The organism is Billgrantia montanilacus (genome assembly GCF_003336675.1).
In the GTDB taxonomy this organism is placed as follows: domain Bacteria; phylum Pseudomonadota; class Gammaproteobacteria; order Pseudomonadales; family Halomonadaceae; genus Halomonas; species Halomonas montanilacus.
The window spans coordinates 108,378-121,002 of record NZ_QPII01000004.1 but is presented as its reverse complement, the minus strand read 5'-3'; the positions used below and the strand labels follow the sequence as shown (position 1 = coordinate 121,002).

Below are 12,625 nucleotides of genomic sequence, written 5' to 3'. Positions count from 1 at the left end.
AGCAATGGAAGCGCGTGAGGTCGATGTCGCGATCATCGGAGCCGGCAGCGCCGGCCTGAGCGCCTGGCATGCTGCCCACAAGCATCGGGAGAGCGTCGTGCTGATCGAAGGCGGGGCGTTCGGCACCACCTGTGCTCGCGTCGGCTGCATGCCCTCGAAGCTGCTGATCGCCGCCGCCGATGCCGCCCAGCATGCCCGGGATGCAGGGGGGTTCGGCGTGCGCACCGGCCCGGTCGAGGTCGATGGCCGCGCGGTGATGGCCCGTCTAAAGCATGAGCGCGACGGCTTCGTGGGCCATGTCCTGGAATCGATGAAGCGGATAGACGCCGCTGACCTCATCACGGGCCATGCCCGCTTCGGCGCACCACATATCCTGATCGTCGGCGATAGCCTGCGTATCGAGGCACGCACCATCGTCATCGCCACCGGTTCTCGCACCAGCTGGCCCAAGCAATTCGAGGCGGCGGGCGACCGGCTGATCGTCAACGACGATATCTTCGAGTGGGACACATTGCCGGAATCGGTCGTCGTGTTCGGCCCCGGCATCATCGGGCTTGAGATGGGCCAGGCCCTACATCGGCTCGGCGTTCGGGTGCGCATCTTCGGCAAGAGTGGCTCACTGGGGTCCTTCGAGGACCCGGCGCTGAAAGAGTATGCCGATCGCACCTTCAACGACGAGCTCTATGTCGATCCCGCAGCCGAGGTGGAAGCCATCGAACGCGACGGTGAGCAGGTGGTTGTCACCTTCCTGGAACGCCATACCGGAAAGCGATTGGTCGAACGCTTCGACTACCTGCTTGCCGCCACTGGCCGGCGGCCCAATGTCGACAGGCTCGACCTGGAGAATGCCGGACTGGCACTCGACGAGGACGGTGTGCCCTTCTACAACCGCTTCACCATGCAGTGCCGGAACGACAACGAAAGGAGCGACAACGAAAGGAACGACAAGGAAAGTGGCAGCCACGTGTTCATTGCCGGCGATGCCAACCAGGAACTGCCGCTGCTCCACGAGGCCATCACCCAGGGCCGCATCGCCGGGGACAACGCCGGCCGCTATCCGGAACGGCGAGCCGGGCTTCGCAACACGCCGCTTTCCATCGTCTTCACCGAACCGCAGATGGCGACGGTCGGGCTGCGTCGTGCCGTCCTCGAACAGCGCCTGGGTGGGTGCGACCGTATCGCGGTTGGCGAAGCCACCTTCGATAATCAGGGTCGCGCCACGGTCTTGCGGCAGAATCGCGGGCTGATGCGACTCTACGCTGAGCACGGTTCGGGCCAATTCCTGGGTGGTGAGCTCTTCGGCCCACAGATGGAACACATCGCCCATTTGCTGGCCTGGGCACTGGAACAGCGGATGGGGGTCAACCAGATGCTCGACATGCCGTTCTATCACCCCGTGCTCGAAGAAGGACTCCGTAGCGCCCTGCGCAACCTCAGCGCCAACCTTCAGCAAGGGCCCGCCATTGAGGAGCGCTGCATGGAACATGGCCCCGGCGACTGATCGCCTGACAATCAGTGCAGGGTACGGGCCCTATGCTCAACCGGAGTCATTCGGACGGGTTGCTGTCTTCGAAGCGGCGAAACTGGTCACGCATCGACATTTCGAACTCAGTCGCCGGCATGGGCATGTTGATATAGAAGCCCTGGAACTGGTCACAGGAGTGAACGCGCAGGTAGTCGGCCTGTTCAATCGACTCCACGCCTTCCGCTACCACCGTCAGGCCCAGGCTCTTGCCCAGTTCGATGATCGCCTCCGTCAGGCTCCTGTCCTCGGCGCTATTCACCAGGTCCTGGATGAAGGAGCCGTCGATCTTGATGGTGTCGAGCGGGAAGTCCTTCAGTTTGGAGAGCGACGAGTAGCCGGTGCCGAAATCGTCGATGGCGATCCGCACGCCCATTCGCTTGAGATCCTTGAGAATCCGAACCGTACGCGGCATGTCGAGCATCATCATGCTCTCGGTAATCTCCAGTTCGAGTAGCTCCGGCGCCATGCCGGTCTCCTCCAGGGTGGTTTTAATGTCCCCCAGCAGGTGCTCATCGAGGAACTGTCGGGCGGAAAGGTTCACGGCCATGCTCAACGGCGGGAAGCCCTGCATCTGCCACTCGACGTTCTGCCGACACGCCGTGTTGAATACCCAACGCCCGATCGGCACGATGAGTCCGTTCTCCTCGGCCAGGGGAATGAACTGCATGGGAGCGATCAACCCGAGATCGGGATGTTGCCAGCGCAGCAACGCCTCCATGCCAGTGACACGACCAGTGAGCATGTCCTGCTTGGACTGGTAATAGAGGCGGAACTCCCTATTCTCCAGCGCCTTGCGCATGCTGGACTCCAGAGCGAGGCGCTCCAGCGAATCGGTACTCAACTGCGTGGAGTAGAACTGGGCGTTGTTCTTGCCCTGCTCCTTGGCGTGATACATCGCAACATCGGCGTGTTTCATCAACGTCTGTTCGTCTTCGCCATCCTGCGGAAACATGGCGATGCCGATGCTCACCGTAATGCGAAACTCCTGGCCCACCAGCGTGAAGGGCAGGCTGACTGCAGCCAGGATCTTGTCGGCCACCACCGTCACCTGGGATTCATCGATGACCTCGGGAATCAGCACCACGAACTCATCGCCCCCGAGCCGAGCGACGACATCGCTCTCGCGCACCGCGCCACTGAGCCGCTTGCCCATCTCCTTGAGCAGGTCGTCTCCCGCGTCGTGGCCCAGGGAATCGTTAATTGCCTTGAAGCGATCCAGATCGAGGAACAGCAGCGCCTGTCGCTTGCCGTAGCGCCGCGAGTGCTGCATGCCCTGGGTCAGCAGCCGGGTAAAATAGGCGCGATTCGGCAGGCCGGTCAGGTTATCGTGAAAGGCTAGGTACTCCACGCGCCGAGCATGGTCGACGCGCTCCTCCATGATCCTCGACTGCGTACGCTGAAGCCTCCAGCTCAGCCTTCCCAGCAGGGAGAGAATCGCAAGAAGCAGCAAGCTTGCCAGGGTGGCGTACCAGAGGTAGGTTTGCTCCGACTGCTCGGCTTCCGCCAGTCGCTCCGCTTCCGACAGGCCGACAACGATGGCCACCGGAAACTCGAAAAGCTCCCTGGTCACGGTGTAGCGGCGGGTCTCGTCCCAGGGGTTGACCTTGACCGCTACCGGCCCCCCGATGGCTCCACTGGCCGGAACCATGGCGCTGTAATCGACCGTCGTCCCCACGCTGAGCTGATCGCCCGTGCGTTTTATCCGGAAGATGCCATCAGTTCCCAACAGGGCCAGTACCCCATCCTCACCCAGCACATCCGAGTCATAGCCGCTGACGAAGTAACCGGCTTGAACCGAGACCGCCACGATAACCGCCAGCCCCTCATCCCGGGCTCGCGCGTGTCGGCTGAAGAACAGTTGCCACTCCCCCGTTTCCTGGTTGCGCTGAGGCAATCCCAGCACCATCCCCGCCTCTTCATGGGCACGCTGGAAAAAGTCGTATTCCGCCACATTTCGCTGTGAGGGGCTCGCTTCGGGTGTGCTGGCAATCACGTTGCCCCGAGAATCAGCGACGCTGACCGTAAACAGCAGCTCGGGCGGCAACATCCCCAGGTCGCGCAGCTCCTCCAGCACCACCTGGGCAGGCCTGTCATCCAGACTATAGTGCACCAGCTTCAGGGTCGTATCGATTTCACGCAGCGCCCGTACCACCTGGGCTTCATAGGTATCCGCCGTATCGGCGGCTAACGCCATTGCCGTGCGGTCGGCCGTCTCTCGCTCCATTACCACGAGGTTCAGGGTGGTGCCCCAGATGACCGCCAGTACCAGTAGCGCAACGACGGTGAAGAGAAAAGCAGGCTCGACCAGGCGATGCAGCCAGCGCCACACAACCGCGCTGTCATCTGACACGCCGTGACCATGCTTGTCATCGGGGTTATTCAATTACCACCACCCGCAGGCGGTCGCCCACTTCGGCCGAGTCGAGATAGGTCGAGTCGAGATAGCCAAGGGCATCGGGGGATGCCGCCACGGTATCCGCCATGGCGCTGTCGTCGGCGACCGAACGCGGCGGCTGCCCTCGTCCGGTGAAGATCAGCTTCGACCAGTGCGCCTTGATCTGCGCCGGGGTCTGGCCAAGATAGTCCCGATAAAATAGCCTATGCGCGGTGGCGCCTTCCCGCTGGTCGATAGGCGTCACCGACTCACCGCTGGGGAAGCGGTTCAGCCTGCCCAGGTAGATGTCGGTGAGCTGGGCACGCGTCAGGCTCTCGGTGGGGTTCTGTGCCGAGACGACCACCACCACCTCGGCACTGGCACTGCCGACGATAAGGGCCAGGAACAGCCCCAGGACGCTTGACGTCAGTCGTATTCGCACTCGCCGCCCCCTCAAAACACGAAGTCCAGCGCGAGGCTGAATAGATTGACCGTTCCGCCAGGCTCATAGCCAGGCTGATGGTTGACCAGTGTTCCCCAGGACCCGCCATCGATGTCGATATGGTCGTACTGAGCCGTCAGGGCCATATTGGGGGCAAAATCCCAGCGCGCGCCCAGCGAGAGGGTATTCTGCCGAGCTGACGCGCGTAGCCAGGTATTTAATGCCTCGTTTAGAGCTTCTGCCCCCTCGAGTGCTTCGGGATGCCACCACCACTCCGGTGAAAGCCCCGGGTCCGAAAGGTTGCTCGTTACGCTGGCCCGCGCCACGGTCATATAGGGCGTGACCGCTCCGATGCGATATCCACCGGTGACATACCAGCCACGTAGATCACCGATAATCGACCGGCTGTTCGAACGGGCCCATTCACCCATCACGAACCAGTCGCCGGGGTCATAGCTGGCCCCGAGGCTGAATATATCGAAGCGTTTATCGTGCGTCTCGTACCTGTCGGCGATGGCATCACCCTCGGGCCCGTACAGGCGGAAGGCATCGAAAAAGGTATCCACGCCCGCCATCTCGATGGATAGGCGAGAACCGCCGTAGCTTCCAAACAGCGAGGCGGCGCCCCACTCCAGGGTGCTGGACACTCCCCAAGCCTGGCGGGCTTTGGCCTCACCGCCCGAGAACTTGGCATCTGCCTGACCATAGGTGCCTCGCAAGGTATGCGTTACCTCACCGATGCGTGAGCGGTAGCTGGCATCAAAGCCATCGAAGTTGGTGACCGGGATCATCCGGTACACTTCCAGCGGGGGGCGGATCCAGGGGGTGGCGTAGCCGACCTTGCGAAATTCCGAAGACATGAACGTGGATTGCACCATGCGGCCGGCACGCAGGCTGAGATCCGGCGTCACGTCAAACCTGACATTGGCCCACTCTAGCTCCGGCATGTACTTACCGTTGTGCTGCTGCTCGGCTATCACCTGCACTACGCTGGAAACCCGTGGCGTAAGCTCGGCGGTAAGTTGCAGGCCAAGCCGACTATCGACTTCTGCACTCCAGTCACTGGAGTGGCCAGCGCCTCTGGGAACCAGGATATTCGAGGTGAAGTCCGCCCGATCTTCATCGGAGTGGACGATGCCCAGCGTGCCAAAGCCGTTGAGCATCAGCCTGGGCGTTTCGGCTCCCTGAGCTTGCCCGATGAGCGCATAAACGAGCGATACTGCCGCAATAGCGATTCCCAGCGTTTTCGACATGACCCCTACCGCAAGATAAACTTCGTGACAGATAACGGGCATAGAAAGTGTTGCCCTCATGTTTCACTCTATCGGCCGATTCCGAAGAAACTTTAGGGCCACACCAGCGCTCGAGCGCTCAACCGGCAAAAAACAAACGACCGTCCCATGACCAGAACGACCTTCCTTTCGCCCGGTCTCACAGGCTCCTCGCGACCGATGGGGGTATGCTGATATAACGAAGTGACACGTCTCAGCAACTCGCAGGAGAGCGCCAATGGCCGATATCACCTCCCGGCTGGAGGCCGTCAAGGAAGGGATCAGGAAGCTGTCGAAGCTGGCAGGTGACGAGCAGGCCGAGGCGGCGCGCCAGTTGGCAGCCAAGCTCGGCACCGATCTCGACCGTGTGGCGGCAGAGGCCCCAGCGCAGCCCAGCACCACCCCGTTACCGAAAAAGGCGCCACCCCTTGTGCCGCGCCATGAGGAGACCCGCTGTCCGGTCTGTTCACTGCGTTCGTTCACCTACCAGAAGGGCACAATGCGTGAATCCGTCGACTCTGATACCGGGTTCGAAGCGTTCTACCATTGCCTGAGCTGCGGTCACGAAGCATGGCACGAAGCAGTACCCAACTGAGATCTCTACATCCCATTGCGGGCCAGGTGGAGCGCCACCGACGCCATCATCAGGCCGATTGCGCCATCGATCAGGCGCCAGGCCAGGGGGCGGGAGAGCCACGGCGACAGCAGCGCTCCGCCCCAGGCCAGCAGGCTGAACCACAGGATCGAGGCGGTGCTGGCGCCGGCCACAAAGGTCGTCGCGCTCTCCTGCTGGGCGCCGATGGCGGGAATCAGCAGCAGGGTATCCAGGTAGACCTGTGGGTTGAGAACCGTCACCGCCAAGGTGGCGAACAGCACATGTTTCAAGCTGCGCCCACCCGCCTTCGATGCCGTCAGCGCCTGTCGCCCGGTAGTGGCCCGATAGAACGCCTGAGCGGCGAGCCAGGACAGAAACGCCACCCCCATCCAGCGCATCGCTTCCATGGCGTTCGGCATGGTCAATAGAATCGCACTGACACCGAACATGCCGGCCGTCAGAAGCACCACATCGGTACCCATGCAGAGCCCGGCCGACCACCAGTGGTGTTCACGCCTGACGGCCAGGCCCAGCACATAGGCGTTCTGTGCCCCGATGGCGATGATGATCCCGCCGCACACCACCAGGCCGGTGAGATAGCTCTCCAGCATCGCTTGCCCCTCCTTCAGAGATTCGCTATTGAATGCGGCAAGCATAAGGGTGGAGCGGTATACTGAAAAATCATACTGCTAATGATGCATCAGTTATTCTAATATCACGTCATTGATACCGGGGGTCGCATGCTGGACTACAAGCTCCTTCACGCCCTGGCCACAGTCATCGAATGCGGGGGATTCGAGCGCGCCGGCGACGCCCTGGGACTCTCCCAGTCGGCGGTTTCCCAGCGCATCAAGTCGCTGGAAGTGCGTCTGGGGCAGCCGGTGCTGATCCGACACCCCGAGCTGCACCCCACCCCCGCCGGCCAGCGGTTGCTCAATCACTACCAACAGGTGCAACTGCTCGAACGGGACCTGCGCACCACCCTGCCCACCCTGGGGGAGTCCGCTCCAAGGCTGCGTATCGCTATCAACGCCGACAGCCTGGTGACCTGGTGGGCTGACGCCGTGGGTGAACTGTGTCGCGCAGAAGGGCTGCTGCTGGATCTGGTGGTCGAAGACCAGGACGTGGGGCTCAAGCGGCTGCGTGACGGCGACGTCGCCGCCTGCCTCTGTGCCAGCCCCCAGCCCATCGCCGGGGCCCGCTGCGTACCCCTGGGCGAGATGGCCTATCAACCCCTGGCCACCCCGGACTATATCGCTCGCCACTTCCCCCATGGCCCTTCCATCGACGCCTTCCGCCAGGCTCCCGCCATCGTCTTCGGCCCTCACGATCAGTTGCAGCATCGCTTCCTTGCCCAGTGCGGCTATCACGGCAGCTTTCCCTATCACCTGTGCCCCTCTTCGGAGGGCTTCGTGCGGCTGGCCCTCGCCGGCATGGGATACGGCATGATCCCGCAGATGATGCAGGCGGATGCGCTGGTGGCGGAGGGCAGGCTGGCCAGCATCGCACCGGGTGAATCGCTTTCGGTGCCGCTCTACTGGCATTTCTGGCGCCATAGCGGCAATGTGCTTGAGCGCCTGACCCGCGCCCTTGGCCAAGTGACGCTGAAATAGTAGTGGTGCTGAAATAGTAGCGCTGAAATAACGGATGCCGAGTTAGCCAGATCCCATCCAGCTATCTAGACTGGCTGCACTGCAAAGAGATTGCAGCGCCACCGCCAGATCATGCGAAGGAGCACGCCCATGCAGTCACGCTATTTCACCATCACCGACTACCCCCAAGGCACGCCGCAACGCGAGCTGTTCGAGCTGCACAGCACCGAGCTGCCGGAGGTCACGGATGGCGAAGTGAGAATCCGCAATACCTGGCTCTCGGTGGACCCCTACATGCGCGGCCGAATGAGCGGCGTAAAGACCTATGTCGACCCGTTCAAGCTCAATGAACCACTCGAAGGAGCGGCGATTGGCGAAGTGATCGAATCGCGGGATTCGCGCTTCAAGGTGGGCGACAAGGTGCGTCACATGGCCGGCTGGCGCGACATTGCCCAGCTCAAGGCCGATATCCTGGAGCCCCTGCCGGAGATCGAGGTACCCGAGGAAGCATACCTTGGCGTTCTCGGCATGCCGGGCATGACCGCCTGGACCGGCCTCAACCATATCGCCAGGATTCGCGAAGGCGACAACGTCCTCGTCAGCGCCGCCAGCGGCGCGGTGGGCTCGCTGGCGGTCCAGCTGGCCAAGGCCAGGGGCGGCACCGTGGTCGGTATCGCCGGGGCGCCTGAAAAGCTCGCCTGGCTGGAGTCCATCGGCATCACGGCCGTCAGCTATCGTGGCAAGGATGCGCAGCAGCTGAGCGCCGACCTGAAGGAGGCCTGCCCTACCGGCTTCGACGTCTATTACGAGAACGTCGGCGGCACCTGTCTTGAAGCGGCGCTGGACAACCTGCGCGTGGGGGCTCGCATCGCGGTATGCGGACTGATCGCCGACTACAATGCCGAGAAACCCAGTTCCGCGCCCGGCAACCTCGCCATGATCCTGATCCGTCGTGCCAGGATGCAGGGCTTCATCATCTTCGATCACTGGACCGAGTATCCTCACTTCCTTGAAGAGGTCGGCCCGCTGGTTGCCAAGGGTGAGATCGATTACGAGGAAACCGTCGAAGAAGGCCTGGAACGTACACCCGATGCCTTCCTCAAGCTCTTTGACGGGGCCAACAAGGGCAAGATGCTGGTGCGCCTCTGAGGCAGGCCCACCAGTCACTCATGGTATTGTCTCAATGCCTCGTCACAGCCCATCCCCACGTCGTCACCGCCGCCGGGATCGATCCAGGGCAGGATCGCCAGCGGCGGGGCGACCAGGGCACCAAGCGCTGATAGCACGCCTCGTCCCAGCAGTTCAGGGGTCACGACTTCCACACTCATATCGCTCAGCGGTCCTTCGAGCTTGACCGGGGTATTGGCCGTAAACAGGGTGACCTCCCGATTGTGGCCTTCAAATGCCATGTCCAGCTCTTCTGTGGCCAGGTTGATTGCCCCCGCGCCGATGAAGTGAGCAATCTCGGTGGCCATGAAGAAGTTGTCCAGGGTGGCCAGGCCATCGTCTGCCTTCAGGTGAACGTAACTGCATTCCAGGCGCACCTGCGCATCTTCCCCGGAGAGCGCCTCCACCAGGGCGTTGGCGACATTCAGGGGCATTAGCTCCGCGGCGATGATGTCCATCCAGCCCTCAGACATGGCCAGCTCGAGCTCGCCGTCGAGCCCGGCCATGAGTTCGGCCATCGAGCGGCCGCGAAAATCGAATTCCCCGTGCCCGCCAATAATGCCAAGGGAGTCTTCGGCCACATCGGGAAGCCCTGCCTCGTCCAGCAGTGCAGCGAGATTCACCTGAGAGATCTCCATCTGCAGCTCACCCACGATGGTCTCCTGATGCGCGTCCAATACCCAAGCGGCATAGACCTGTCCCCCGCCGAGCCCTACCCGCAGCGGCGAGACGGTCATCACCCCCTGCTCCAGCTCGAGGTCGAGACTCAGGTCGTTGAGCGGTGCATACCGGGAATGAACCTCCGCAGCCTGATAGTCCAGCACGACGTCGGTATTGCGTAGCGCCTCCAGATCCCAGACATGATCAGAAAATATCTTCTGGTGGCGATCTACGTCCTCGATCCAGGATTCCTGTTCGGAAGATGCCGCTTCATCCGGCCCGTTTTCCGGCTCGATGCCCAGCAGCTTATCGACATCGACCCACTCAGAGGTCAGGGTGGCCCACACCTGATTCCGCTCACCCAAGCGCAGCCGCACATCACCGGCCACGTCGCTGTCCCCGACGCTGCCCTCCAGCCCATCCAGGTTCAGGAGACCGTCGCTGTAGCGCAGGTAGCCGGCGACCTCATAGGGCGGCAGGTCCGGCAGGTTGATGCCGGTGAGCTCGGTCAGCTCCGCCGGAGTGGGGCCTTCGAGCCGGGCATCGCCCTCCAGCGATTCCAGTGCGAAGGGGCGGACCACGCGGCCGTTGATGTACAGCCGGGTGTCTCCGGCACTCAGCTCACCGGTCACCGGATAAGACGTCTCTTCGACGGCCAGACCCAGCAGCGCCCCCACGACCACATCGTAGGCAAACGGCTCCTGCTCATAGCTGCCATCGCCGACCAGGTGCACGCCAGGTGTGTCGGTGCCTTCCACCGAGTTGGCCCGCAGGGAAAGGGCCAGGTCCCACTGCGGGGCGTGGTAGTCCAGCGCGGTATCCTCGAACAGGAGTCCGCCCTCTACCACCGCCACGTTGAGGCGGCCGGACAGGAAGCCGACGTCACCCAGGTCCAGCGGAGCCAGTGCCATGCCGAGATTGACCTGATCGAGCTGAGCGGAGAGGCTCGCCGCCAGCCGCTGTTCGCGTTTTTCGGCCCAGCCCTCCAGGGTCAGTGCCCCTTGCTGCCCCCCGGCCTCTTCCTGAAGCGCATGAAGGTGTGCAATGGTCAGCCGCGGCCCATCGACCTGCCCTTCCAGCGCCACCTCCTGCAGGACCAGGTCTGCATAGCGCAGCCGGTCGAATGTCAGGTCGAACTCGGCGTCATAGTCGTCCAGTCCCTGCAGCGCCTCTGCCAGGTCTCGGTCCCAGTCATGCCCCGGGCCCAGTTCATCCCAAATAGAGGCGTCACCCCTGCTCTCGCCCAATGCTTCCCAGCGATCGAGGTCCAGCTCCTCGGTGTGGATCCGGGTCGCGATATGCGGCACGTCACGCCCGAAATCCACCATCAGGTCCCCCGTCAAGTGAAGTTCATCGATGCGCCCCTGCGCCTCGTCGAGACTCAGCACGTTATCGCTGTAGCGCAGGAAGGCTTCAAGCCAGTAGGGAGGCAGCGTCGGCAGGTCGACCCCGAACAGCGCGAAGAACTCCTCGGGGGTGGGCCCCACCAGGCGAGCGTCGCCTTCAATGGCCTCGAACTCGAAGGGGCGCACCAGTTGCCCCTCCATCTGCAACAGGGTGTCACCCGTACTCACCTCGCCGATGAGTGGGTAGCTGGCGTCCTCCTCGACCAGATCGACCGGCCCCACCGTCAGGTCGTACTCAACCGACTGCCCCTCATAGGCGCCGTCACCGACCAGTCGCACCGCCGGCCTGGCGCTGTGGTCGACCTCGCGCGACTCGGCACGTAGCGAAAGCGCCAGCTCCCAGGGCGGTACGCGATAGTCGATGGCGGTATCCTCGAACAGCAGCGCCCCTTCGCGCAGCAGGGCATTGAGTCGGCCATCGACGATGCCTACCTCGCCCAGCCCCAGCGGGGCCAGGGCCGCGGTCAGGTCGAAGTGCTCGAACCTCGCCGCCACTGCCGCCACGGGGCGTTCCTCACGCAGCTCGATGCTCCCTTCTGCGTCGAGCGCCCGGGGCGATGCTTCATCCGCCACCCGCTGCAGCGCCTGAAGGCGGTCGATGATGACACTGCCCTCACCGACCCTGCCCTGAAGAATCAGGTCATGTAGAACCTGATCGCCGTAGCGTAGCTCCTCCGCGGCAATATCCAGATCGGCTTCGTAGGTCTCCAGCGCCGCCAGCAGCGCAGCCAGCTCCTGCTCCCATTCAGGGCCGGGGAAGGGGATATCCATATCAACGACCCAGCGCTCCAGGTCCAGTTCGAGCATATCGAGCCGCGCCTCGAGGGAGCGCACATCCGGGTCGAGATCCAGCTTAAACGCGCCGGAGATGAGATCGTTGCCGATCCGCCCATCCATCGCCTCCACATGAAGGAAATTCTCGGATTGCAGGTAATGGACCAGACCCTGATACTCCAGGTCGTCTTCCCGGTAGCGCCCATCGCCCCAGACCTCCAGGCTCAGCCCATCCGTCGTGTCTGCTCCCGGCGTCTGGAAGACGGCGTCCAGTTGGAGATCCAGGGCCGCATCGCGGTAGACCAGATGCCCCTCTTCGATATTGAACGCATCGGGCCACAGGGGCTCGTCATCGTCGTCCTGCTCCTGCTTCGGTTCATTATCATCGAACATTCCCTCCCAGTTGCTGGAACCATCCTCTCGGCGAATCAGGTGCAGGACAGGCTGGTCGATGACGATGCTGTCCAGTTCCAGTCGGCCTTGCAGCAAGGCACGGACGTTGAGAGTGATCGAAAGCTCGTACATGCGCGCCAATGGTTCCGCCTCGGCCCATTCGGCGTTGGCAATGCGCACTTCTTCGAGTTGCAGCGTCACGGGCGTGCCCCAGCCGATGCTATGGTCGTCGATTTCAACCTCACGACCGAGCTGCTGGCTGGCCTGTCGCTCCAGCCATACGCGCATCCACGCCGACTCCAGCAGCAGGCCCCCTGCCATCACCAGAATCAGCAGCACGCCTACAAGAGCGATGCCGGTTATTCGAGCTGCCCTGTTCACATTTCCGTCCCTGGCCCTGCCAATACTCATAACCATGGACAGAGA

9 protein-coding genes are annotated in these 12,625 nt (G+C 62.7%); 4 read left to right on the top strand and 5 right to left on the bottom strand.

The genetic code is table 11. The features are described 5' to 3' along the window. Positions 1–4: 4 nt before the first annotated feature. Positions 5–1,501 carry a dihydrolipoyl dehydrogenase gene (locus tag DU505_RS07545; RefSeq protein WP_114478385.1) on the top strand — a complete coding sequence of 499 codons (1,497 nt, stop codon included), beginning with the start codon at positions 5–7 and terminating at the stop codon, positions 1,499–1,501. Between the two features lie 46 nt (positions 1,502–1,547). Here DU505_RS07545 and DU505_RS07540 read toward each other — a convergent pair whose 3' ends face one another. From DU505_RS07540 to DU505_RS07530, 3 genes are read right to left on the bottom strand one after another with little or no spacing between them, the layout of a single operon-like run. Next, on the bottom strand, positions 1,548–3,908 hold the full coding sequence (locus DU505_RS07540; protein WP_220250456.1) for a putative bifunctional diguanylate cyclase/phosphodiesterase: 2,361 nt from the start codon (positions 3,906–3,908) through the stop codon (positions 1,548–1,550). After that, positions 3,901–4,341: a type 2 periplasmic-binding domain-containing protein gene (locus tag DU505_RS07535; RefSeq protein WP_245947809.1), complete on the bottom strand. Its 441-nt coding sequence runs from the start codon at positions 4,339–4,341 to the stop codon at positions 3,901–3,903. The genes DU505_RS07540 and DU505_RS07535 overlap by 8 nt, the downstream gene beginning before the upstream one ends. An 11-nt stretch (positions 4,342–4,352) precedes the next feature. Next, positions 4,353–5,594, bottom strand: a complete 1,242-nt coding sequence (locus DU505_RS07530; RefSeq protein ID WP_114478383.1) for a porin — start codon at positions 5,592–5,594, stop codon at positions 4,353–4,355. 256 nt (positions 5,595–5,850) lie between these two features. Here DU505_RS07530 and DU505_RS07525 point away from each other — a divergent pair, with 256 nt between their 5' ends. Then, positions 5,851–6,207: a hypothetical protein gene (locus DU505_RS07525; RefSeq protein WP_114478382.1), complete on the top strand. Its 357-nt coding sequence runs from the start codon at positions 5,851–5,853 to the stop codon at positions 6,205–6,207. Between the two features lie 5 nt (positions 6,208–6,212). On the opposite strand, the gene DU505_RS07520 is transcribed toward DU505_RS07525, so the two are convergent. Continuing rightward, positions 6,213–6,818 (bottom strand): LysE/ArgO family amino acid transporter, encoded by a 606-nt coding sequence (locus DU505_RS07520; protein WP_114478381.1) that lies wholly within the window; start codon positions 6,816–6,818, stop codon positions 6,213–6,215. A 129-nt stretch (positions 6,819–6,947) separates the two neighbouring features. Here DU505_RS07520 and DU505_RS07515 point away from each other — a divergent pair, with 129 nt between their 5' ends. Next, positions 6,948–7,820: a LysR family transcriptional regulator ArgP gene (locus tag DU505_RS07515; RefSeq protein WP_114478380.1), complete on the top strand. Its 873-nt coding sequence runs from the start codon at positions 6,948–6,950 to the stop codon at positions 7,818–7,820. A 129-nt stretch (positions 7,821–7,949) separates the two neighbouring features. Further along, positions 7,950–8,948, top strand: a complete 999-nt coding sequence (locus DU505_RS07510; protein ID WP_114478379.1) for an NADP-dependent oxidoreductase — start codon at positions 7,950–7,952, stop codon at positions 8,946–8,948. 14 nt (positions 8,949–8,962) lie between these two features. On the opposite strand, the gene DU505_RS07505 is transcribed toward DU505_RS07510, so the two are convergent. Then, on the bottom strand, positions 8,963–12,580 hold the full coding sequence (locus DU505_RS07505; protein WP_181872758.1) for an AsmA family protein: 3,618 nt from the start codon (positions 12,578–12,580) through the stop codon (positions 8,963–8,965). Positions 12,581–12,625: the final 45 nt, after the last annotated feature.